Origin of the sequence: Thermoleophilum album (genome assembly GCF_900108055.1) — a bacterium.
Lineage (GTDB): Bacteria > Actinomycetota > Thermoleophilia > Solirubrobacterales > Thermoleophilaceae > Thermoleophilum > Thermoleophilum album.
This window is the reverse complement of record NZ_FNWJ01000001.1, coordinates 652741-676092: the sequence shown is the minus strand read 5'-3', so window position 1 is coordinate 676092 and position 23352 is coordinate 652741. Positions and strand designations below refer to the sequence as shown.

The window sequence follows — 23352 nt, the reverse complement described above, 5'->3', positions numbered from 1 at the left end:
CGAACGGTAGAGAGGCGATCGGACCGAATCGGGAAGGCGCAGCCGCCAGCGCCTATGCGTCACTAACTGGATCGACCTAGGCGAGCGGACGCTTACGGGCGAGACCAGGGCGCCGAGGAAACCGATCGGGGGTTGGACCTTGCTTTGAGAACACGTGCAGGTGCAGGTGTTTCGCTCCCTCGAAGGGAAGTGTCTTGCGGATCTCCGCGGTGACGAGACCGAGTTGCTCGGCGACTCGTTCCACACGATCTCGTTCGGCCGGATCCAAGCGGCCCCGCCAGATGACCAAAGCACCCGAAACCGCCAGAAGTGGGGCAGCAAGCTCGAGAACAGTCACGACCGGTCCCAGCGCCCGGGCTGTCGCCAGGGCGAATTGCTCACGCGCCGGTCCGCGAGCGAAATCTTCGATCCGCGCTTGCACCAACTCTACGTTCCGAAGACCGGCGCGGCGAGCCAGGTTCGCCGCCACCTGCAAGCGCCTAGCGACGGAGTCAACGAGCGTGAAGTGGGTAGTCGGGAGAGCAGTGGCGAGTGGAAGCCCAGGGAAACCGATACCGCAGCCGAGGTCCACGGCGGTCCGGGCGCGGTTCACCGCAGGCAGAGCAAGCGCTGCGAGTGAGTCGAGGATGTCGCGTTCCCAGATCTCGCGACGGGTCCGGTGCCCGGTTGGCGGGTCTGGCTCTTCGAGCAGCGCAGAGACGAGCGCCTCAAGCCGGTCCCGGGTCCGCGCCGCAAGGTCAGGGATGGCAACCTCGCGCCCACTCACAACCTGGCAGTGCGTGAGCAGCGTTTCACGTGTAACGCTTGGAGTGGCTTCAAGATCACGGTCCGGACGCCCCCGCAGGGTGCGCCTCAGGACCGGTCCCTGCCGCGACCGCCACGCGGGCGGCGCCGCGTCGGCTCGACCACCAACCGACGGTCCGGCTCCTCGCCCTCGCTTCGTGTTTCCACGCCACCGAACTCGCGCAGGTGCTCGTGAATCACCCGCCGCTCCGATGCCCGCATCGGTTCGAGCTCGACCGCGCGACCAAAGCGCAGGGCCTCTCGTGCCGCCCGCTCCCCAATGCGCTTGAGGATCTCCTCCCGGCGCGATCGGTAACCAGCTGCGTCGACCACCACCCTGCGCTCATCACCCGCCATCCGCGCTGCCCGGAAGGCGAGGTGTTGCACCGCGTCGATCGTCGCACCGTGGCGCCCGATCAAAATCCCCACGTCCTCGCCCTCGATCGAGATTCTGATCTCGTCGCCGTCCTCGTGGACCGCGAGCGTGGCTTCGATGCCCAGCTCGTCTACCACCCTGCGCGTCACCTCTGCGGCACGCGCTGCACCCTCGCTGCTTGTTTCGGTGCTCATCTAGAACGCCCCAACCTTCATCAGCGCTTACGACTCCTTCGCTTCGGGGGTGGCGGAGGTGTCGCCTGGGTACGCACCGCCCCGGCGGCGGCTGGCGCCGGCTCTGGGGTCGGGAGCAAGCGCTTCACAAGCAGTTGCTGGCCAATCGTCCAGACGTTGGTGGTGATCCAGTAAAGGATCAACCCCGCTTCGAAGTTCACGATGAACACTGCGAACACCAGCGGCAGCGCAAACATGATGCGCCGCTGCGTGGGATCGGCGCTGACAGCTGTGACGGCACTCGCACCAAGCTGAGTAGCGACGTACAGGGCGATCATGATCGCCAGCAACAAGGGCCGATCGGTCAGGCGCTCCGAGAGGTCCGGGATGAACAAAAAGCTCTCGTTGCCACGGATCTCCGCGCGGAACTCGCTCGAGCGCAACAGGTAGAAGAGTGAGATGAAGAAGGGAATCTGCAGGAGTAGTGGGAGGCAAGATCCGAGTGGATTCACGCGCTGCTCCCGGTAAAAGCGCAGCAGCTCCTCTTGCATCCGCTGCCGATCGTCCCGATAGCGCTCCTGGATCCTCTTGATCTCGGGCTGCAGCTGCTGCAGCCGCTGCATCGCCTTGATCCCCTTGAAGGTCAAGGGCAGGATCGCGAGCCGCACGGTGAACGTCATGAGGATGATCGAAACACCCCAGGAGCCTGGGAAATCTCCGAGCACGCCGTGCCAGAACTTGAGGATCGCGCCACAGGCGTCTATCAGTGGTTGCAGAATGTTCGCTATCGGCATCGTCTAGCTCGCTATTGCCCGCCACGGGCACCGCGCTTCGCCGGCGGGACCGGATCGACGCCGCCCAGACTCCACGGGTTGCAGCGCAATAGCCGCCACACGGCTAGTGCTGATCCTCTCAGCAGTCCGTGTTCGCGCAGCGCCCGAACGGCGTACTCGGAACACGTCGGATAGTACTTGCAGCGCGGAGCCAGGGCGGGCGACAACAGGCGCTGGTAGAGGCGAATCGCCGCCACGAGAGCCCGGACAAGCAGGTTTCCACCGCCAGCGGTACGGCTGTCACTGGTTGTTTCCAAGCGATTCCCCGCTGCGCGCGGAGGCTCCTGGTGGCTCGCCAACCGATCGCTGCGACCCCTCGAGACCCAAGCGCTCGATAAGCGCCTGTAGCTCCTCAACGAGGTCGCTCACCTTTAGTGAATCGATGCGCTCCCCGAGTTCGCGCCGCGCCGTGATAACCAGGTCGAGGCCGCGCGGCAGCGTTTCCTCCAACTCCCCGAAGGCAGCGCGCATAATGCGTTTGGCGCGGTTGCGCTGTACGGCCCCGCCGACCTTCCTCCCGACAGCCAAGCCCAGACGCGGCCCTCCTTCCCGATCCTCGCGCTCAAACACGTGAAGCACGATGAAACGTCCAGACGCGGAGCGGCCCTTACGATAGGCCCGCTCAAAATCGCCGCTGCGTTTTAGACGTCCCCTACGGCGCCCTTGCGCGCCCATCGTCGAGGATCAGCCGGCGAGCCGGCGCCTCCCTTTGCGTCGTCTGCGCTTCAGGACCGCTCGTCCTTGCCTCGTCATCGAGCGCTTAAGAAAGCCGTGGGTGCGGGCACGACGGCGTTTTTTCGGCTGATAGGTGCGCTTCATCTGGGAATCTCGGTGCCGTCAGTCGATGGGCGGCAGCCGAGTATACGGGGCGGCGGCAGGCAGGGGGCAACCGCATCGTGTCGCGGCGGCAACGACGGCCTACCCGCGCTAGGTCAGATTTCGGCCGCGTTTAGCGGTTTCTCTGCCGCTCACCAGCGGGCCCGCCAGTGCCCCGTTCCTACACTGCCCGCCTCAGGATGAGCACGCGCCCGCAAGCACCCGCAGCGAGCCTTACCGAGCGCTTCCACTCGGCGCTCCGGTCGCAAGCGCCAGCGGTCACCTACAAGCTTTGGCTCTCCGACCTCTCGCTCTCAGCCGACAGCAGTGGTTGCCTGCGTGTGGTCGTCCCCGCTGGCCGTCGCCAGTGGCTGGCCGAACGCTACGGCGACCTTGTGTTGCGCGCTGCGCGCGCGGTGATCGGCGCCCATGCGCGCGTCACGTACGAGGCTCGCGAGCAGGTTCCCGAGCCTGGCCCGCGACGCTCCCACTCAGATCGCGGCGCCGAAACCTCGCTCACTGGCTCCTCTCCGCTCGACCCGCAGTTCCGTTTCGACACCTACGTGGTCCACGACGGCAACCGACTGGCGCACGCCGCTGCCTTGACGATTGCCGAGCACCGCACACCTCCTTTCCCCGTGGTACTGATTCACGGCAGGCGGGGAACTGGCAAGTCGCACCTTGTCCAGGCGAGTGCCGCCCTCTACCGCTCGGCTGCAACCCCCTCTCGCGTTGCCTACTTCACAGCGCAGGACTTCACGAGCGCGTTCGTGCGGGCGGTGCGGGCGCGTGCCGTAACCGACCTTCGTGAGACGCTCGGTCGCATCGAGCTGCTAGTAGTCGATGACCTCGACCTCCTACTGAGCCGCACTCAGACCGCGGAAGTACTCGGGGAAGTAATCCTCCATCTGCGCACCCGCGGCAGCAAAGTCCTACTGGTGGCCAGCAAGCAAGCTGACCGCCTCACAACCAGCGCTCCCACCCTGGCGCGCGAACTTGACGCGGCACTACCGCTCGAAGTGACAGACCCACCCAAGGACGCAGCCCCCACGCTCGCACACCGCGCATGCCAGGCGACAGGCGTCGTTCTGCCCGACCCCGTCATACAGCGCATCTGCGACCTCTCACCCCCGAATCCCCTCGCCCTTCACTCCGCCGTCGTTCAGGTATCAACGTACGCGTCTTTACGCGGCGAGCCCCCGTCGACCGAACTCGTCGACCACTTGCTGACACGAACCAACCCACCACAGCTACCGCGCCCCGACGCCGACCTTGTGCTAGCAGCGGTCACTGATTGCTTCTCGATACCCCTCGACGCGATCCGCGGCCGCACCCGCACCACGCAGGTCACCCGCGCCCGCGCCGCCGCAGCCCTCCTGCTTCGCGAGCTAGCCCGCGCAACTCTTCCGGAGATCGGGCGCCTCCTCGGCGGTCGCAGTCACAGCACGGTGGTCGGAATGATCCGCTCTGCCAAAGACCTCGAGCAACGTGACCGCCGGTTCTCCGACCTCCTCGCGCTGACCCGCTCGCGGGCGCAGCTTCATCCGACAACCGAAACCAACCGCTCCCGACAGCCCGACCACTCCTATACCCACACCACCACCTACCCCCCGCCACCCCAACCGCCAGCCGACACCCACCCGACAGACCGCCCGACAGGCCCGGACACCTCCCACTCCTCCCCTCACCCCCTATAGCGAACCGGACACCCGCCAACCAACACCATCCGACAGATCAACCACAATCACTTCTCCCGTGAAGCTCGAACTCGCTAAGACTGATCTCGTGAACGCGACCGCAATTGTCGGTCGCGCTGTTTCCTCGCGTCCGTCTCTGCAAGTGCTTGCGGGGATCCGCCTGACGACTCGCAACGAGTCCCTCGAGCTGGCGGCCACCGACATGGAGCTATCGCTCGCCGCGCAGGTCGACGCGAGCATCGCCGAGCAAGGCGAAGTTGTTGTACCGGGCCGCATCTTCGTCGACGTTGTTCGCAACCTGCCATCCGATCGCGTCACGCTCGAGTCGTCCAGCGACAGCTCGATTTCCCTGCGCTCCGGCAACGCGCACTTCACCCTGCGTTGCCTTCCTACCGCCGACTTCCCCGCGTTCGTCGACGACCTACCCACCGACAAGCTCGTGGACCTGCCCTTCTCCTCCCTCTCTGATGCGATCGCCCGCGTTGCACGCGCGGCTTCGCGCGACGAAACACGCCCGCATCTCACCGGCGTACTACTTCAAAGTTCCTCCAGTCGCCTGCGTCTCGTCGCAACCGACTCTTACCGACTCGCCGTCATCGAAGTGCCGGTCCCTAGCGAAGGCATCGACGCCAACATTCCCGCACGCTCACTCCAGGAGTTGGCACGCATCGGAGGACAACTCGAAGAGTCGCATCTCCGGCTTGCCGTCGACGAGCAAAGAGTAATCTTCCTGCTGGGCCGTGTGCGGATGGTCTCACGCCTTGTCGAGGGACGCTTCCCGAGTTACGAACAGCTACTACCCGACACTTGGGAGCACGAACTATCTCTCGACCGCGACGAGCTCCTCGATGTCGTGAGACGCGTCGCTCTTCTAGCTCAACGCCACTCACCACTGCGGTTGCGCTTCCGCCCAGGAGAGCTCGAGGTCAGCGCAGAGACACCGGAGGTGGGTGAAGCGAGCGAGAGACTCCCCATTTCCTACTCCGCCGATGAGTTCGAGATCGGCTTCAACCCCGACTTCCTTCGTGACGGACTCGAGACCGCTCTGTCGCAGACTATTCGCCTCAAACTCCTTACACCCTTACGACCCGCACTTATCGAATCAGAGTCGCAAGACGCCAACCAGAAAATGCTCTACCTGGTGATGCCTATTCGCTTGAACACGTGATCTTTTGCACCTAGAGTCGATAACACTCCAAAGTATTCGTTGTTTTGCTTACGTGCGGCTGAACATCGATCATAGAGTAACCATTCTAACTGGCGCGAATGGTGTTGGCAAAACAACCCTTCTCGAGGGTGCTTACGCAACGCTCTCAGGTCACTACCTAAGGCCGGGCGGTCTCAGTGCGCTAATGGCTCGTGGCTCGCAGATATCAACCGCGCACAGTGAGATGTTCGATGAGAAGGGTAGAGCCCGTCACTTTCGGCTTGTCTTGACACCGACTAGCTCCCAGATCTTTATCGACAATGAGCCCGCACCGAAACGCTCATTGGTCACCCTCCGATCACCCTTATGCGTCTTTACTCCACAACGGGTGGAGCTCATACGCGGCCAACCAGGCGTCCGAAGACTGCACTTTGATCGACTCGCCGCACTCCTAATCCCCCGCGTTGATGCCGTCATTCGCTCCTACCGGGAGGCTGTCGCGCAGCGGACTGCATGCCTCGCAGCCCATCATCCGGGCGCTCTTGATGCCTGGGAGGAACAGCTGGCGCGCCTAGGGGCTGAACTGGTCGCCGCCCGGCTCCAGGTGCTCGAGTCCCTCGCCCCGCTTCTTACGGAAGAAGCAGAGCAGCTAGGACTGGCGACCTGCCAGCTTCGCTACGGAGCTCCCGATTGCGAGCTAGACGCCGAGGGAATAAGCCGCGCGCTCGTCGCGAGCCGCATGCGCGATGCGCGACTACGCACAACCACAGTCGGACCCCACCGCCACGACGTGATTCTAACGATCGCTCGTCAGCCAGCTAAGACCTTTGCTTCCCAAGGTGAACAGCGGACCCTCGTGTTAGCACTCATCCTTGCTGAGGCACGCCTGATTGCTGCCTGGCGTGGTAGCGAACCACTGCTCCTACTCGACGATCCCCTAGGAGAGCTTGAGGAACGCCGCCGCCGGCTGCTCATAGCGCGAGCCGGGGCTCTAGGTCAAACCCTCATCACTTCCACCGACACCTATTTTTGCCCATCCCTCACAGACACAACGGATACCTGCCTTGTGGACGTCTCAGCCCTCAGGCAGGGTGCGCGTCCCCCTAAACATCTAAGCCCGCCAGCCCCCAGCACGCACGTCAACCCGAGCCACCATGCGGCGACCACTACCTCGCTCATTGCGCGAGATCCTCAATAACCTCGACACGCTCGAGGCACCTAATCTGCTACCGCCAGCCATCCTTACTGCCTGGCGGGAGATCGTCGGCAGTTTTGTTGCGACTCACGCCACACCACAGCGCATCGACCAGCGCACCCTCCACATCCACTGCCCCGACCCCATCGTTCGGGCCGAGCTAGACCTGCGTCGGAAAGAGCTCGCTGAACAACTGCGCGCCCGCGGCTTCGCGCTCACGGATCTCCACCTAAGCGGTCGCTCCTGAGCCTCTCAGACGGGCCCGAAACCCCGCGATTTGCTGGCCTTTTCCCTTTCGCGACGGGGCGTGGCGCGATCCGCACCTGATACTATGTCTCGTCGGCCCAATCCGCGCCGCTCCCGGCCACCTCCCCGCCGAGCCAGGAGCTCGCGCGCACAACTACCGCATCCGTTAACTTGGCTAGCAAATCTGCTAACAAAACAAAGAGCGCTGCGAGTAGCTACAGCGCTCAAGATATCACTGTCCTCGAAGGCCTCGAGGCCGTTCGCAAGCGGCCGGGCATGTATATCGGATCAACCGGTATACGCGGCCTTCACCATCTGATCTACGAAGTCGTCGACAATTCAGTTGACGAAGCCCTCGCCGGTTTTTGCGACGAGATCGAGATCGTTATCCACCCCGACGGCGCGGTTACCGTCACCGACAACGGCCGCGGAATTCCCGTCGATATCCATGAGAAGGAGGGACGCCCGGCCGCCGAGGTGGTCCTGACGACCCTCCACGCCGGCGGGAAGTTCGGTGACGGTGGTGGCTACAAAGTCTCGGGCGGACTCCACGGCGTCGGCGTTTCGGTTGTGAATGCCCTCTCCGAGGAGCTCGAGCTGACGGTATGGCGTGACGGCTACGAGTGGCGGCAACGCTACGAGCGCGGTAAGCCGACAACCCCCCTGGAACGCGTTGCTCCTTCCGACCGCACCGGCACGCGCGTCCACTTCCGTCCCGACCCCGAGATCTTCGAGACCACCGACTACGACCGCGAGGTTCTCCTCCAACGCTTCCGCGAGATGGCGTTTCTCACCAAGGGCCTGACCATCCGTTTTCGGGATGAGCGCGGTGAGCCCTTCGAAGCGACCTTCCGCTACGACGGCGGAATCGTCGACTTCGTTCGCTTTCTCCACTCGCAGGGAACCCGCGAACCACTCCATCCGAACATCGTCCATATCCAGGAAAGTGGCCCCGACATCGAAGTGGAACTTGCGATGCAGTGGAACGACTCCTACCAGGAGTCCGTTCTCTCTTTCGCCAACAACATCAACACGCACGAAGGCGGTACTCACGTTTCCGGCTTCCGCTCTGCGTTGACCCGTACGATCAACGCCTACGCCCGCCAAAAGGGCGAGCTCAAGGACAAAGACCCCAATCTTCAGGGCGAAGACGTCCGCGAGGGTCTCACCGCCGTTATCTCCGTGAAGCTTCGGGAGCCCCAGTTCGAAGGGCAAACCAAGACCAAGCTAGGCAACCCACACGTCGAAGGTTTCGTCCAACAAGCAGTCAACCGCCAGCTTGCCCAGTTTCTGGAAGAGCACCCCCAAGACGCAACCCGCATTGTTCGTAAAGCTATTCAGGCGGCCCGGGCGCGCGAGGCGGCCCGCAAGGCACGCGACCTCACGCGCCGCAAGAGCGCCCTCGAGAACACGAACCTGCCCGGCAAGCTCGCCGATTGTACGGTCCGCGACCCCGAGCTTGCGGAACTCTTTGTGGTCGAGGGCGATTCCGCTGGCGGCTCGGCGAAGCAGGGAAGGGATCGCAACACCCAAGCTGTCCTCCCGCTGCGCGGGAAGATCATCAACGTCGAGAAGAACCGCATCGACAAGGTTCTCTCGAACCAGGAGATCCAGGCACTAATCACGGCGATCGGCACCGGTATCCGCGAGGAGTTCGATCTCTCGAAAGCGCGCTACCACAAGGTGATCGTGATGTGCGATGCCGATGTCGATGGTGCGCACATCCGGACCTTGGTCCTGACGTTCTTGTTCCGAGAGATGCCGGAGTTGATCGAGGCTGGCTACGTGTATCTGGCGAAGCCGCCCTTGTACAAGATGCGGATCGACGGCCGCGACATTTACATCGAGAAGGAATCGCAACTCGAAGAGATTCTGTTGCGTGACAAACTCGATCGGATAGCGGTTCGGACGGCTGATGGTCGAGATATCAAATTCACGCAGGCGCGTTGGCAGCGCTTTGTTCGCCTACTCAAGCAACACGAGGGTTGGAGCAGCTCGTTGCGCGCCACACACGGTCACGACTCCGTGCAACTGGTGGAAGAAACCGGCCTGTTGGATGCTGGCATAGCGGGCGAGCAGGAGGCTATCGCCCACTTGAAAGCGGGTGGCGAGGGCGAGGAACGTCCGGTAAGCGCCGAGTTGCTGGCCGAGGAGTCCGACGAGCTGGTGGTGCGGGTAGTGGAGCGGGACACCGGGTTGGCGGAGACGCGCCGCCTGAGCCGCGCTGTCTTCAGCGATCCGGAGTATCGCCAGCTGATCAAGGTGCACGGGGAGTTGATAGGGCTGGCCGGCACGCCACCGTTCCGGGTGAGCCTCGGTAAGCGTGAGGAGTCAGCGCGCTCCTTTAGCGAGTTACGCCGCAAGGTGCTGGATATCGCTCGGGAAGGCGTTCCTTTGCAACGCTTCAAGGGCCTTGGAGAAATGAACCCGGAGCAGCTGTTCGAGACGACAATGGATCCTGCCCGTCGCACACTTCAGCAAGTGACGGTGGAGGATGCAGCAGCCGCCGACCAGATTTTCTCGATGCTGATGGGCGATCGGGTTGAGCCGCGGCGCGAGTTCATCGAGAAGCATGCACGCGAGGTCAAGAACCTTGATGTCTGACAAGCGTCTAACGAGTTGCTAGGTAAAGGCCGGAAAGCCCATTCGAGCACCTCACACGGGGACCTACCTTGTCTGTAGAGCAGCTAACAGGTGGCAACATCGAGCCGCGCGGCATCGAGGAGGAAATGCGTTCCTCCTACCTCGATTACGCGATGAGCGTGATCGTGGGGCGAGCTCTTCCCGATGTACGCGACGGCCTTAAGCCTGTACACCGGCGCGTACTTTTCGCGATGCACGAGTCCGGGCTGCAGCCGAACCGGCCCTACCGTAAGTGCGCGCGCGTGGTCGGCGACGTGATGGGTAACTTCCACCCACACGGCGACGCCGCTATCTACGACGCCCTCGTCCGGCTGGGCCAGGACTTCGCGATGCGCTACCCGCTGGTCGACGGCCAGGGCAACTTTGGATCCATCGACAACGATCCGCCCGCGGCCATGCGTTACACCGAGGCCCGGCTTGCGCGGCTCGCGACCGAAATGTTGCGGGACATCGACGCCGACACGGTCGACTTCGGGCCGAACTACGACGAGTCGCGCCTCGAGCCACTTGTTCTCCCTTCGCGCTTTCCGAATCTGCTGGTCAACGGGGCCTCAGGGATCGCGGTCGGCATGGCCACCAACATCCCACCTCACAACCTCGGCGAAGCAATCGACGCAGTCGTCGCCTTCATCGACGATCCACAAATCGACGTCGATGGACTGATGCGGCACCTGCAAGGGCCCGATTTCCCGACTGGCGGAATCATCGTCGGTCGCGAGGGCATACGCGAGGCGTACCGGACCGGCCGTGGTCGGCTCACGGTGCGGGCCCGCGCCCATGTGGAGCCCCTGCGCCACGGCAAGCAGGCGATCGTCGTTACCGAGATGCCCTACCAGGTCGCCAAGGGTGACGGGCGCAATGAAGGTGCGGGCCTGATCAAAAAGATCGCCGAACAGGTCGAGAACGGTCGCATTAAGGAAATCTCCGACTTACGCGACGAGTCCGACAAGTCGGGCGTGCGACTCGTGATCGAGCTCAAGCGGGACGCCGTTCCGAAAGTCGTACTCAACAAGCTCTACAAGCACACGCCGATGCAGACTACGTTCGGCGTCAACATGGTGGCACTGGTCGACGGTGTGCCGCGCACCCTTGGCCTAGTACAACTGATCAAGAACTACGTCGACCACCAGCGAGAGGTCGTAGTTCGTCGGACCAAGCACGAGCTACGAGAGCGCGAGCGGCGGCTTCACATTCTTGAGGGTCTGCTGATCGCGATCGGCGATATCGATGCTGTGATCGAGTTAATCCGGTCGTCGCGCGATCCCGAGACTGCCAGAGCGCGCCTGATGGAGCGGTTCGAGCTGTCCCAGGTGCAGGCGCAAGCAATCCTCGATCTACGCCTCCAACGCCTTACGGCGCTCGAAGCAGACAAGATCCGACAAGAACACGCCGACACCGTCGAGCGGATCCGTGAGCTGCGCGAGATCCTCGGCGACGAGCGCCGGGTGATGGCGCTTATCAAAGAGGAGTTGTTGGAGATCAAGCAGCGCTACGCCGACGAACGGCGAACGGAGATCACTCACGCCGAGGGCGAGATCGACATCGAGGATTTGATCGCCGACCAGAAGATGGTCGTCACGATTACCAAGTCCGGCTATGTGAAGTCGATCCCCCTCGCCACCTACCGCAAACAGAAGCGCGGCGGAGTGGGGGTAACTGGCATGGAGACCAAGGAGGACGACTACGTCGCCCGCCTTTTGGTGTGCTCGACCCACGACTACCTGCTGTTCTTCACCAACCACGGGCGCGTCTACCGGCTCAAGGTCTACGAGCTGCCGGAGGGTTCACGTACGTCGAAGGGTCGGGCGCTTGTGAACCTGCTGCCGCTGCGCCCCGGCGAAGAGGTGCGGGCCGTCCTCGACACGCGCAACTTCGACGAGAGTCGCTTCCTGGTGTTCGCGACGCGCCGGGGCATGATCAAGAAGACCGAGTTCGCTGCCTACAACACGCCGATCAAAGCCGACGGCATCATCGCGATCCGAATCCGCGAGGGCGACGAGTTGGTGTCGGTGCGCGGGACGAGCGGAGAGGACACGATCCTGATGGTCTCGAGCACAGGGCACGCGGTGCGTTTCCACGAACGCGAGGTGCGACCGATGGGACGCGACACCAGCGGTGTGCGCGGCATGAACCTGGCCCGCGGCGGCGAGGTGATCGCGATGGACGTCGCCGAACCGGGGACCGAGCTCCTCGTCGTCACCGAAAACGGCTTCGCGAAACGGACGCCAGTCGAGGAGTACCCGATCAAGGGTCGCGGGACAATGGGCGTCAAGACCATCAACCTGACCGAACGCAAGGGCAAGTTGGCGGGAGCGCTGGTCGTTCGCGAACACCAAGAGATCGTCGTCGTATCGCAGAACGGAATGGTCCAGCGCACGGCCGTACGCGGCATATCGCGCCAGGGCCGCACGGCGACCGGCGTGAAGCTGATGAACCTCAGACCGGGTGACCGCGTGAGTGCGGTCGCGGTGGTCGAGGAGGACACCCAGACTGCTGCGAGCGACGCGACTCCTTCGCTCGACGAGAACGCAGGCCGTCGCGACGATCACCAGGGTTAAGAGCGCAAGCAGCCAAGCGCCGAAGGACGCAAGCGCGCAAGCGGTCGTGCGAGACCGGGCGACCCGGAGGGCCCGGGGATTCCGAGCTACCAGCTACTTAAGCCGCGTCTTTCAAGTACTGACGCCAGCTCTCTGGCACGCGCGGTACGGCAACGTGCACGAAGATCGTCGGAGATGGAGCCCGCGGCTTGCGCATCGGGACCATGCCGGCCTGGTCAGGAAGGCGGTCGCCCTTGCGCCGGTTGCAGGTCGCGCAACACGTCACGATGTTGTCCCACGTCGAGCTACCGCCCTTCGAACGCGGAACCACGTGGTCGACCGTCAGCACCCCGCGACGCTCGCCGCAGTACTGGCAGGTCCAGCCGTCGCGAGCGAAGATCGCCCGGCGTGTGATTCGCCGGGCAAAAGTCGCTCGCGGTACATGCACGAAACGCCGCAGGCGGATCACCGACGGGCGTGGCAGCACCATGCGCTCGGCGTGCAGCGCACCGTCGCCATGCTCGAGGATCTCAGCACGCTCCTTCAACACCAGCACCGTCGCACGCCGAACCGTGCAGACGTTGATCGGCTCGTACGTCGCGTTGAGGACCAGCACGCGGCCACCAGCCTGCTCGCGCCGCCCGCCCTGGTCCACAGCGGACGGCGCGCCGCTAGGGTGAGGTTCCGGGTCGACGACCTCGGTGACCCCGGCCGGTGCCGGACGAACAGCCACTTTCGCGGCCAGTGTAGCCGCGGGACGACACGATCAGCCTCGGTTATCGGCTGCTTGGTCGGTGCGCAACACCGGATAGCTGCCTAGAAGGCGTAGCTCTTCGACCTTGCTGCGCACCGCCTCGAGTGCGGCCGCCACCGGCCGGTCCAGGGGCGACCCCTCGAGATCACAGAAAAACATGTAGTGGCCGAGACCAATGCGGCGCGGGCGCGACTCAATGCGCGTCAGGTTGATGCGCCTCTCGGCCAGCTCGGAGAGCACCGACACCAGCCAGCCAGGGCGTTCGTCACCGCTACCCCAGAAGACGATCGACGTCTTCACGCCGTCGCCCCTGGCTGGCCGATGCGCGGAACGCGGCTCCAACCACACGAAACGAGTCTCGTTGCCGGCATGGTCGGAGACGTCGCTTGCCAAGACCACGCAGTCGTACAACTGCGCTGCCAGCTGTGAACCCAGCGCGACCCATGGTTCGTTGGCAGCAGCGACCGCGCGCACAGCCTCCGCCGTCGATGCACAGGCGATGCGCTGCGCCCGCGGTAGGCGCTCGCGCAAGAAGCGCGCGCACTGGGCGGTCGCGATTGGGTGCGAGTAGACGCGCGTGACCTCGGCAAGGTCGAGTGCTCGCCGCGCAACCAGACAGTGGCGGACCGGATGGACGACCTCCATCTTTATCGCGACGCGATCGGCTTGCTCCGCCAAGGCGTCGAGCGTCGCCGCTACACCGCCCTCCAAGGCGTTCTCGATAGCCACGACACCGAGCTCGCAAGAGCGCTCGCCGATCGCTTCCACCACTTCCCGTTCGCTGGCGAGCGGGACCTCTTCGATCTGGAAGTCGCCCGCGACCACCTGAGCTGCCGACGCACGCAACGCCTCCTCGGTGAAGGTGCCCGCAGGCCCGAGGTAACAGACGCGAATCACTGCGTGCGGCGCTTCAGCCGCGAAAGCGATCGCCACCGCCCCGCTCGGCGCGTAGCTCGGGATCCTTCTCGATCCAGGACCGCGCCAACGCCTCCTCGACGCACTGCTGTTCCTCTGGCGAGAGTGGTACGTCGGCTTTTCCGCCGATCATCCGCTTCGCATACAAACGCGCCTGTTCGCGATGCACGATCGATGACAACACCAGGCCGTTGCCGGCGCGATCTAAGAGGGCTAGCGAGGCCGACTGCCGGCCCGACATCTCGTTGTATGCGTCGTAGCGAACGAGTCCGTGGCGGTCGAGACACAGCGAAAGCTGCGTTTCGACATCGGCGAGTCCCGATGCGAGCTTTCTTTCCAGCGCGTCGAGACGCGCTGCGAACTCGTCGACCCTGCGCTGCAGCTCGTGCGCGTGGGCAATGAGGTCTCGAGGCTCCCCCGAACCGAGCACCGCCTCCTGATCTCGCCGCAGCTGGCGGATCCTCCGGTAGACGAACACCAGAGCCACCATCGCGGCAGCTGCCACGGCAAGGGCCGCGACCGCGACCGCGATTTCCAACGCAGGGGTATCCACCGCCGGGCAAATGTACTAGCGGGGCGCGCAAGACCCGGGCGGTCAAGATCTCCGCCGCGCGCAGCGGGCGCCGCTGATTCGGCGAGCAGCTCGAGCGACGCCGGTGACTCGCCGACCAGCTCAGCGCGTAAAGATCACGCTCGCGCGCAGCACGTTGTTATCGGTCTTGCGCTCGCCAGGCACCGGATCGACGCGCACCTCGACTGGGACCTGCTGACCGGTCGGTGGTTCGCGCGTGATCGGCACCGTCACAGTGGCCGTCTGACCGCGGGCGATGCACTCGATGCGGGCCCCTGCCTCTATAGCACCCGGGCCACTGCCGATCCGCACCCGCACCCGCACCCCCATCTCGTCGCTTTCACCTTGGTTGGCTACTTGCACCTGTGCGCTCAGGGGGCCGCGGAGCGTGACCGTCGCGGAGCCGCCGTTCGCGAGCGGCTGGCCGCCGATACTCGCCGTAACGATCCCGGTGCCGTGCAAACCGGGCCGGGCAGTCGCCTGCTCGCGTCCCCCACCGTTACGCAGGGCGTTGATGCCGTCGGCGATACGGGCGGGGTCGAGCAGGGTCAGGTCCTTGATGATCTCGCTGCGCGGCAACGCCACCTCGTCGGCCAGCCCCTCGCTGCGCAGCACCGCGCGCAGCTCGGTCAAGAAGCGAACCCGGTAGAGCACGTCGGCGGCCAGCAGCGTCTGTACCTCCGCAGCGATCCGCTCGGTGGCCTGCGCGGCACCGCGATCACCGATCGCTAGCGGCAACTGATCGGCAATGCGGTCGATCGCATCGCGCCGCAGCGCAAGCACCTCGAGTAAGTAGCGGTAGGGCCTTGCTAACTCGTCCGGACGGCCTAGGTCCTCGAGGCGAGTCACCAGTTGACGCGACTCGGAGCGCAGCGTGTTGAGTTCGTTCTCGACTTGCACCGGATCGGTGCCGCGGCGCCCGCCCTGCAGCAACTCGACGAGCGTTGTCCCTTGAGCGTTCGACTCCCGCACCAGCGCTGCCGCATCGCCCGTCCAATCCTTGATCGCAGCGCGCTTGCGGGCATCCAAACACCCGCGCACACCCAAACCGGCGACGATCACGAAGAGCAGCATCCCCGCGATCGCGGCGCCGCGCCGGACCATTAGGGTCTGGGGATCAGGTCCCACGCGGCGAGGCGAGCGAGCGGTCGACTGTGATTGCTCTAACAGTGTTCGTAGCTCCGGCGCTCGGTTGCTCAGGGTGCCAAGTATGAACCGCGCCTCGACAGCGAGCGAGAGGCGCACGAGCGTCGCACGCGCGGAGAGGTGAGCGACGGTGGGGAGCGAAAGGCCAACCGAGGTGCGTCACGACGAGCCTACACGCCCCGCCGCCCCCGTTTCCTCGCCGGCGCGAGGTCGACGCTCGCTGCTCGTGTTCGCGCCCGGCGACTGGTTACCTGCCCACCGCCGCTACCGCGTGACGCGACTGCTCGGGCGTGGATCGGCGGGCTGTGTCTACGAAGCGGTCGACGCGCGGCTTGGTCGCGCCGTAGCGGTGAAGATCATCGACCCCGCGTGGGACGAGCGCCGTGTGCGACGGGAGGCGAAACTCGCCGCGAACTTGCACCACCCGGCGATCGTGGCGCTTTATGAGTTCCTTGAGTGGAGTGACGGCCTCGCGCTCGTTTACGAGCTCGTCGACGGCCCGGACCTGGCGCGCGCAGGCCGCGCCCGTAGGTTGGGCCTCGCCGAGGTGCTCGACGTAGGTGCGGCGGTCGCCGATGCGCTCGCGCACGCCCATGCGCGGGGTGTGGTTCACCGCGACGTCAAACCGCAAAATGTGCTGCTGGTGGGCGATCGCCAGGAGGGCGCGCCGCCCGCGAAACTGGCCGATTTCGGGGTTGCTGGCCTCGCGCTGGACGCTGCGCAGACGCTGATCTCTGCCCTCGGCGAGCGCGGTGCGACGACGCTGACCACGCCAGGCGAGATCGTCGGAACCCTCGCCTACATGGCCCCAGAACAGGCGACGGGCGGTGAGGTGCAGGCAGCGTCCGACATTTGGGGCCTCGGCGCATGTCTCTACGAGTTGCTGACCGGAGTTCCATTCGCTAACGAGCGACCGACGCCGTACGTGCAGCCGCGGCCGATAGAGCAGCTGCGACCGGACCTTGGCGGTGAGCTGACGAACCTGGTCGGTGCAATGCTCGCGCCGCGGCCCGGCGATCGTCCCCAGGCCCGTGAGGTCCGCGCACTGCTCTCGCAAATTGCCGATCGAACGCCGCACTCGCGCTTATTGGAAGGTCACCAAAAACCGGCGCTTCTCCTGGGCCTGCCGGCGCTGTCTGCCAAAAGCGACAGAACGGCGACCGCCCGCACCCGCGAGCTAGCGACGCTGATGCGCGAACGCCAGCCGTCGGATCTGCGCTCGGCCCCCTCGAACCTGGAACCCGCTCCACCGAAACCGCCGTCCGCTCCGCCGCCCGCTCGGGCCGGCGCCTTCGTAAAGCGCCTGGTTGGCGGCGTTCAAAGCGGATGCGCGGTGTTGCTCGCGACCACGCTCGGCAGTGGAGCGAGCACAGGGACCCCAGCCTTGGTGGCAAGTGTTGGGGCAGCACTCGCCGGCTTTGCTTTGCCGCGCCTGGGGGCTGCGCTAGTGATCATGGCCGGCCTGCTCGTGCTGGTTACCGGCGCGCACGGTCTCCACGCGATCACCGCGATAGAGCCGGACACCGGGGCTCTCGCTGCGGGGGCTGCTGCCGCGGTGACGCTGATCGGCGCGCTCGTCGCTCCGGCGCTGGTCGGCGCCGTGCTGGTGGCGCCGCTCGCCGCCGCCACTGTCGGGGCGCTTCCGTGGTGTGTGCTGATTGGCCTCTTGCGCTCCCCGGTGATACGCACGCTGGTCGTTGTTTGCGGGTTCCTGTGGGCGCTCGCCGCCCAGCTCGCGTTCGGCAATGTCTTGCTTACCGAGCTGCGACCAGTGAGCCTCGATCAGCTCTTCGTCGCTGGATCGTCGAGCACGCTCGCGCAGCTCACCGGCGAGCTTGCGGGGTGGTTGCTCGTCGCGCTTGCGGTACGGCCGGTGGTGCTTGGCCGTGCACCGGGGCGGGCAGTTCTCGGCGGCTGCGCGCTGGCGCTAGTGGCACTGCTAATCGCGCGTCTAGCCGGGGTGACCGGCGTGACGCTCGGCTATGCGAGCTCGAAAATCGCGCTCCAGGTAGCTGCCACTGGCGTCGTTTGCGGTTTGGTCGCGATCTTCCAGGGAGCCCGTCGAGCCTCGCAACAGCATGCGGCGGCAGCGACGACCGGCGCCGAGGTCTACCCTGCTCGCTGGTCGTGAGCGTCCTCCGAAACATCGAAGCCAAGCTTGAGGCGCTCGTCGAAGGTGCCTTTGGGCGAGTCTTCCGCTCGAGCGTTCAGCCCGTCGAGATCGCCGAGAAGCTGGCGCGCGAGATGGAAGAGAACCAGCTCGTCTCCGTCTCGCGCGTGTACGCCCCGAACTTCTACCGCGTCTACTTGTCGCCCGCCGACCGCGAGCAGTTCAAGAGCTACGAGGAAGCGCTCCGCAAGGAGCTCTCCGACTACCTGCTCGAACACGCTCGGCGCGAGGGACTCTCGCTGACCAGTCGCCCTCAGGTCGAGTTCCTCACCGACGAACGGCTGGCTGTCGGCGAGTTCGGGATTCAGGCTCAGCTGTTGAGCGTCGATGAGGGCGCACCCGCCGAGGCGCCGCCCCACGCCGCCGAGTTCGGCCAAACGATGGTCTATTCGCCGGAGCGAGCTGCCCGGCCGCTCGCAGGCGCAGCTGGCGAACACGGTCGCGCCCTGCTTTTGCTCGATGGCAAGCGGGTGGTGCTAGGCGACAGGGCTGTGATCGGGCGCAGTCGGGAGTGCGACGTCGTGCTCGCGGATCCCAACGCTTCGCGTCGGCATGCCGAGATCCGACGCGATCGGGAGGGTTGGATCGTGCGCGACCTCGGCTCGACCAACGGCACGCTGGTCAACGGTCGACGCGTTCAGGCAGCCCGTCTGCGGTCCGGTGATCGCTTGACGTTGGGCCTGACCGACCTCGTCTTCGAGATCGAATAGCGGCCGTGGAGGACCCGGTCGTCGCGCTACTCAAATTCGCGTTCCTGGCGATCCTTTACCTCTTCTTGGTGTGGGTCGTCAGCAGTGCCCGCCGCGAGCTTGCACGAACTGCGGAGGTCGCGACCGAGCCGCCGCCGCTGCACACAGAGAGACCCTCGGAGCCGATGTTGGACTTGGCCGGTGGCCTGAATCCGCGGCTCGAGGTGATCGCCGCGATGGGGCACTCACCAGGTGCAGAAGTACCTCTTAACGGCGGAGCTACGCTCGGGCGGTCGGCATCGGCCGACGTGGTCGTCGACGACCCCTTCGCGTCGGCGGTGCACGCGCGCATCTTCCCGCAAGGCGGCTTCATGTGGATCGAGGACCTCGGCTCGACGAACGGGACCTACGTCAACGGCCGGCGTATCGACGCGCCACAGCGGCTGCGACCCTCGGACGTGATCCGCATCGGCGACAGCGAGTACCGCTACTGGGAGTGAGTGGTCCGTGACGCTACGGATCGTCGAGCACGCAGAAGCCACCGATCGTGGCCGTTACCGCGAGATCAACGAGGACGCGCTAGTCGTAGCGCCCCCTTACTTCGCGGTCGCCGACGGGATGGGCGGCGCGCAAGCCGGTGAGGTCGCCTCGCGCGTGGCCGCCGAAGTCGTAAGGGAGCACCGTCGCGATCTGCCGCCAGAGTCGCTGCTCGCCGACATCGCCCGCGAGGCGAACCGCCGGATCTACGAGCTTGCTGCTCGTGACGAGCGGCACCGCGGGATGGGCACGACCTTGACGGCGGCGCTCGTTGCCGGCGACGAGGTCGCGATCGGACACGTCGGTGACAGTCGCGCCTACCGGTTCCGCGACGGTCGGCTCGAGCAACTGACCCGCGACCATTCTTTGGTTGCAGAGCTCCAGCGGTCCGGCCAGATCACCCCGGAGGCGGCTGAGCAACATCCGCAGCGGTCGGTGATCACCCGCGCCCTCGGTCCCGAGCCGGAAGTCGAGGTCGACACCTACACAGTGCCGGCGCGCGATGGTGATGTCTTCCTGCTCTGCTCGGACGGCCTCACGACGATGCTGAGCGATGGTGAGATCGAGGCCGTGTTGAAGAGCAGTCGCGATCTCAAGGAAGCGGCCGAGAACCTTGTGCGGGCGGCTAACCAGAGCGGTGGTCGCGACAACATCACGGTTGTCTTGTTCAAGCTCGCGGAGGAGGAGTCGCAGCGGGGCGCGGGTGTCGATACAGCGCAAGATGCAGGATCGACCGACGACCGCCAGGCCGATCACGAGCACACGATCGTGGGCGGTCTCAAGGCGGCCGAGCTCGCCGCCCGCGCGCCTCGAGAAGCGAGCGGGCGAGTTGGCTCGGTCACGCTCTCCGAGCAGGAGCCAGGACCCGCGGTCGCGCAGCGTCGCGCCCGCCGCGCGCGGGGGCGCAGCAGCGGTCGCGCCCGACCCCTGCGACGGGTCGTGGCCACCGCCACCGCCTTGCTGCTGTTGGCGGGGCTGTTCGTCGGCGGGCGCGCGGCAGTGCGCTCGGTGTACTTCGTGGGTACCGATCAGTCCGGTCTGATCGCCGTCTACCGCGGTCTCCCCTACGAGCTCCCGTTCGGGATCGAGCTCTACGAGCAGGAGTACGTATCGGGGATCCCGGCGCTGGCCTTGCCTGCGGAGCGGCGCGCTGCCGTTCTCGATCACCGGTTGCGTGACCGTTCCGACGCGATCGGGCTAGTTCGGGCGATCGAACAGGGCCGCATAGAGGGTCTCGATCGGCAGTGAGATCCGAGCGCCTGCGCGAGCTTTTCGGCCTTGTTCCGGCCGCAGCGCTGATTTCGATCGGGTTCGCGTCGGTACTAATCGCGCGCGGCCATGCGGCGCAGGAGGCGACGCTCTCCTACGGCGGTGTTTTCCTCGCGCTTTGCCTGGCCGTGCACCTGGTCATCCGGCGAGCGTTGCCGCTTGCCGACCCTTATCTGTTCCCACTCGTAGCGGCGCTCGCCGCGGTCGGTCTGGTCGAGATCTATCGGATCGACCCCGACCTTGCGCGGAGACAAGCGCAGTGGTTCGTGGTGGGGCTTGCTGTCTTCGCGATCGCGGTCCTCTGGTTGCGCGATCCGCACCGCCTCGAGCGGTACCGCTACACGATCGCGGCGGTGTCGATCGGGCTGCTCGCCTTGCCGCGGTTGCCGCTAATTGGTGCGCCCGTCAACGGCGCCTATCTCGCGATCGACGTCGGCCCAATCCAGTTTCAACCGGCTGAGCTCGCGAAGGTCGGCATCATCGTGTTCCTCGCCAGCTACTTGCGGGACACCGCGGGCGTGCTGGTGCGTTCGCGCTCGCGCCCGGGGTTCGCCCGGAGGCTTCCCGAGCTTGGGCTAGCGGTTGTGGTTGCAGCGCTCGTCGGCCCGATCCTCGGGGGGCCGTGGCTCGCCGCTCTGTTGGTCGCGGCGCTCGCTGCCAGTGGACTCGGGTTGGCGCGGGAGCGACCGTCGCTCAAACACTTCGGCCCGCTGCTCCTGGTGTGGGGGCTGGCGATGCTGATGCTCGTGGTTATCCGAGACCTTGGCAGTTCGCTGATGTTCTTCGGCGGCTTCCTCGCGCTTTTGTGGACCGCCACCGGGCGGGGCTGGCTGGTCGGCTTCGGAGCTTCGCTGTTCGCGGCCGGGGCGATCTTTTTCGCCGAGCGCATCCCGCACGTGCACGAACGGATCGAGATCTGGCTCGACCCCTTTCGCCCGCAGATCGTGGAGGGCCCGGGCTACCAGATCGCGCAGTCGCTGTTCGCGCAAGCCGACGGCGGGTTGCTGGGGCGCGGACTCGGTGAGTCACTACTGCGCGGCCTCGATGGCGGACCGTTAGTGCCAGCGCCGCACACCGACTTGATTTACGCGGTGATCGTCAACGAGCTTGGTCTGGCCGGTGGCGTGGCGCTGCTCGTGGTGTATTTGCTGGTGACGGCGCGCGGACTGCGCATTGCGTTGGCCGCTAACGACGCCTACTCGAAGCTGCTGGCGACGGGTCTCACAGCCGTACTGGCGCTGCAAGTGTTCGTGATCGTTGGCGGCGTCACGCGCGTGATCCCCTTGACCGGCGTGACCTTGCCGTTTGTCTCCTACGGAGGATCGTCGATCGTCGCGAACATGATCGTGCTCGCCTTGCTGCTGATGGTTTCCCAGCACAGCCGGGCTGAGCGACTGCGCCGGGGCGGGTTGGTTGGAGGTGTCGCACCGTGAACGCCCGGATCGCCACGATCTTTTCGGCAACGGCGCTGCTGTTCACGTTGCTAGTGGTCTTTACGACCCGCTGGACGGTGCTCGAAGCGGGCGCCTTGCGCGACCAGCCAAGCAACCGGCGTTCCCTAATCGAGGAAGCCCGGCATCCGCGCGGATTGATCCTCGCCCGCGACGGCACCGTGTTGGCACGCAGCGTGCGCCGGGGTCGAGGCAGCCGCGCTCATTACGAGCGCGTCTATCCGTTGGGTGGTCTGTTCGCTCACGCGGTTGGGTATTCGCTGATCGAGCTCGGGCGCGCCGGTATCGAGCGTTACCGCAACGACGCGCTGTCCGGTAAACGGCAGGGCGTTGACACGCTGCTAGCGCTGATCGAGGGGCGCTCCGGTCGACCCGACGACGTCGTCACCACGCTCGACCCCGCTGGTCAACGCGCGGCTTACGCCGGCTTAGCTGGCCGGGCGGGCGCAGTAGTTGCGCTCGACCCGCGCAACGGCGCCGTGCTGGTGATGGCATCGGAGCCGACCTACGACCCGAACCTTTTGCGTACCAAGCGGTCGACTGGGGGGGCGCTGGCTCCGGAACTCAACCGCGCCACACAGGGTCGCTACCCCCCGGGCTCGACGATGAAGGTGGTCACCGCCGCGGCGGCGCTCGATACCGGCGAGTTCACACCACAGTCGGTGCTCAACGGAGACTCTCCGCAGATCATCGGAGGAGCGCCGCTTGCGAACTTCGGAAACCAGAGTTTTGGGCCGATCTCTTTGACCGATGCGCTCACCAACTCGGTGAACACGGTGTTCGCGCAAGTTGGCGAGCGGCTCGGTAAGCGCACGCTGTTCGCTTACATGGACCGCTTCGGCTTCGGCCGGCTTCCGCAGCTCGACTATCCGCGCCAGCAGATGACGGTTAGCGGGGTCTTCGCCGGCTCGCGTTTGCTTGGGCCCGACGACCCGCTCGACGTCGGCCGCGTTGCGATCGGTCAGGAGCGACTACAGGTCACGCCTCTGCAAATGGCGCTGGTCGCGGCCGCGGTGGCCAACGGCGGCTTGCTGATGAAGCCGCATCTGACGGACAGGATCGTCGATCCGGATGGTCGCGTCGTCAAGCGCATCGGTGCTGATCCGCAGGCGCGGGTGATGTCGGCGACGACCGCCGGCCAGCTCACTGAGATGATGAGCCGGGTGGTCGAGGAAGGCTCGGGTACGGCTGCCGCCTTGGCTGGCATCCGTGTGGCTGGCAAGACAGGCACTGCCGAGGTAGCGGGAGGTGCGGCGAACCAGGCCTGGTTCATAGGCTTCGCTCCCGTGGAACGGCCGCGTGTCGCGATCGCGGTGACGGTTGAACGGACGCAGGGGCAGGGTGGCACCGTCGCGGCACCGATCGCCCGAGAGGTCTTGAAGGTCTTGCTCGCGAACAGGTAGA

At 65.4% G+C, this 23352-nt stretch carries 22 protein-coding genes; 12 read left to right on the top strand and 10 right to left on the bottom strand.

What is annotated here, in order from left to right:
• Positions 1-76: 76 nt before the first annotated feature.
• The 6 genes from BLW41_RS03310 to rpmH form a co-directional block, all read right to left on the bottom strand.
• Entirely contained in the window at positions 77-766 is a 690-nt protein-coding gene (locus tag BLW41_RS03310; RefSeq protein WP_177169292.1) for a 16S rRNA (guanine(527)-N(7))-methyltransferase RsmG, read from the bottom strand.
• Positions 767-852: 86 nt separating this feature from the next.
• Complete coding sequence (locus BLW41_RS03305) at positions 853-1353, bottom strand: Jag family protein (protein ID WP_093116184.1); 501 nt, start codon at positions 1351-1353, stop codon at positions 853-855.
• Between the two features lie 20 nt (positions 1354-1373).
• Positions 1374-2126, bottom strand: coding sequence for a YidC/Oxa1 family membrane protein insertase (locus BLW41_RS03300; protein WP_093116182.1), 753 nt, complete (start codon positions 2124-2126; stop codon positions 1374-1376).
• Positions 2127-2137: 11 nt separating this feature from the next.
• Positions 2138-2362: a membrane protein insertion efficiency factor YidD gene (yidD, locus tag BLW41_RS03295; protein WP_245689043.1), complete on the bottom strand. Its 225-nt coding sequence runs from the start codon at positions 2360-2362 to the stop codon at positions 2138-2140.
• Between the two features lie 43 nt (positions 2363-2405).
• Complete coding sequence (rnpA, locus tag BLW41_RS03290) at positions 2406-2840, bottom strand: ribonuclease P protein component (RefSeq protein WP_093116180.1); 435 nt, start codon at positions 2838-2840, stop codon at positions 2406-2408.
• A gap of 9 nt (positions 2841-2849) precedes the next feature.
• Complete coding sequence (rpmH, locus tag BLW41_RS03285) at positions 2850-2984, bottom strand: 50S ribosomal protein L34 (RefSeq protein WP_093116178.1); 135 nt, start codon at positions 2982-2984, stop codon at positions 2850-2852.
• 197 nt (positions 2985-3181) lie between these two features.
• On the opposite strand from rpmH, the gene BLW41_RS03280 reads away from it, so the two are divergent.
• From BLW41_RS03280 to gyrA, 6 genes are all read left to right on the top strand, one after another.
• Positions 3182-4678 (top strand): DnaA/Hda family protein, encoded by a 1497-nt coding sequence (locus BLW41_RS03280; RefSeq protein WP_093116176.1) that lies wholly within the window; start codon positions 3182-3184, stop codon positions 4676-4678.
• A gap of 58 nt (positions 4679-4736) precedes the next feature.
• Entirely contained in the window at positions 4737-5846 is a 1110-nt protein-coding gene (gene dnaN, locus BLW41_RS03275) for a DNA polymerase III subunit beta (RefSeq protein WP_281231139.1), read from the top strand.
• A gap of 4 nt (positions 5847-5850) precedes the next feature.
• Positions 5851-7023, top strand: coding sequence for a DNA replication/repair protein RecF (recF, locus tag BLW41_RS11505; protein ID WP_093116172.1), 1173 nt, complete (start codon positions 5851-5853; stop codon positions 7021-7023).
• Positions 6980-7267, top strand: a complete 288-nt coding sequence (locus BLW41_RS03265; protein ID WP_093116170.1) for a DciA family protein — start codon at positions 6980-6982, stop codon at positions 7265-7267. Before recF ends, BLW41_RS03265 begins: the two co-directional genes overlap by 44 nt.
• 170 nt (positions 7268-7437) lie before the next feature.
• The gene (gyrB, locus tag BLW41_RS03260) at positions 7438-9870 is read left to right on the top strand and encodes a DNA topoisomerase (ATP-hydrolyzing) subunit B (protein ID WP_093116169.1); all 2433 of its coding nucleotides are present in this window, start codon (positions 7438-7440) and stop codon (positions 9868-9870) included.
• Between the two features lie 68 nt (positions 9871-9938).
• Positions 9939-12467 (top strand): DNA gyrase subunit A, encoded by a 2529-nt coding sequence (gene gyrA, locus BLW41_RS03255; RefSeq protein ID WP_093116167.1) that lies wholly within the window; start codon positions 9939-9941, stop codon positions 12465-12467.
• Between the two features lie 97 nt (positions 12468-12564).
• Here the strand turns inward: gyrA and BLW41_RS03250 are convergent, their stop codons facing one another.
• The 4 genes from BLW41_RS03250 to BLW41_RS03235 form a co-directional block, all read right to left on the bottom strand.
• A complete protein-coding gene (locus BLW41_RS03250; RefSeq protein ID WP_218138225.1) occupies positions 12565-13179 on the bottom strand; it encodes an HNH endonuclease in 615 nt (204 codons plus the stop codon).
• Between the two features lie 33 nt (positions 13180-13212).
• The gene (gene pheA, locus BLW41_RS03245) at positions 13213-14133 is read right to left on the bottom strand and encodes a prephenate dehydratase (RefSeq protein ID WP_177169289.1); all 921 of its coding nucleotides are present in this window, start codon (positions 14131-14133) and stop codon (positions 13213-13215) included.
• Positions 14111-14653, bottom strand: a complete 543-nt coding sequence (locus BLW41_RS03240) for a DUF4446 family protein (protein ID WP_218138224.1) — start codon at positions 14651-14653, stop codon at positions 14111-14113. Before BLW41_RS03240 ends, pheA begins: the two co-directional genes overlap by 23 nt.
• 135 nt (positions 14654-14788) lie before the next feature.
• Positions 14789-15814: a hypothetical protein gene (locus tag BLW41_RS03235; protein ID WP_143038557.1), complete on the bottom strand. Its 1026-nt coding sequence runs from the start codon at positions 15812-15814 to the stop codon at positions 14789-14791.
• Between the two features lie 148 nt (positions 15815-15962).
• Between BLW41_RS03235 and BLW41_RS03230 the strand changes: the two genes are divergently transcribed.
• Genes BLW41_RS03230 through BLW41_RS03200 form a run of 6 tightly spaced genes read left to right on the top strand, consistent with a single transcriptional unit; the run spans position 15963 to position 23351 of the window.
• Positions 15963-17963 carry a serine/threonine-protein kinase gene (locus BLW41_RS03230; RefSeq protein WP_093116159.1) on the top strand — a complete coding sequence of 667 codons (2001 nt, stop codon included), beginning with the start codon at positions 15963-15965 and terminating at the stop codon, positions 17961-17963.
• Positions 17960-18712: an FHA domain-containing protein gene (locus BLW41_RS10865; protein WP_177169288.1), complete on the top strand. Its 753-nt coding sequence runs from the start codon at positions 17960-17962 to the stop codon at positions 18710-18712. The genes BLW41_RS03230 and BLW41_RS10865 overlap by 4 nt, the downstream gene beginning before the upstream one ends.
• Positions 18713-18717: 5 nt before the next feature.
• On the top strand, positions 18718-19191 hold the full coding sequence (locus BLW41_RS03215) for an FHA domain-containing protein (RefSeq protein WP_093116157.1): 474 nt from the start codon (positions 18718-18720) through the stop codon (positions 19189-19191).
• A 7-nt stretch (positions 19192-19198) separates the two neighbouring features.
• Positions 19199-20476 (top strand): Stp1/IreP family PP2C-type Ser/Thr phosphatase, encoded by a 1278-nt coding sequence (locus BLW41_RS03210; RefSeq protein ID WP_218138223.1) that lies wholly within the window; start codon positions 19199-19201, stop codon positions 20474-20476.
• Positions 20473-21930: an FtsW/RodA/SpoVE family cell cycle protein gene (locus BLW41_RS03205; protein ID WP_093116155.1), complete on the top strand. Its 1458-nt coding sequence runs from the start codon at positions 20473-20475 to the stop codon at positions 21928-21930. The genes BLW41_RS03210 and BLW41_RS03205 overlap by 4 nt, the downstream gene beginning before the upstream one ends.
• Positions 21927-23351, top strand: a complete 1425-nt coding sequence (locus tag BLW41_RS03200) for a peptidoglycan D,D-transpeptidase FtsI family protein (RefSeq protein WP_093116153.1) — start codon at positions 21927-21929, stop codon at positions 23349-23351. The genes BLW41_RS03205 and BLW41_RS03200 overlap by 4 nt, the downstream gene beginning before the upstream one ends.
• The last annotated feature ends 1 nt before the right edge of the window (position 23352 follow it).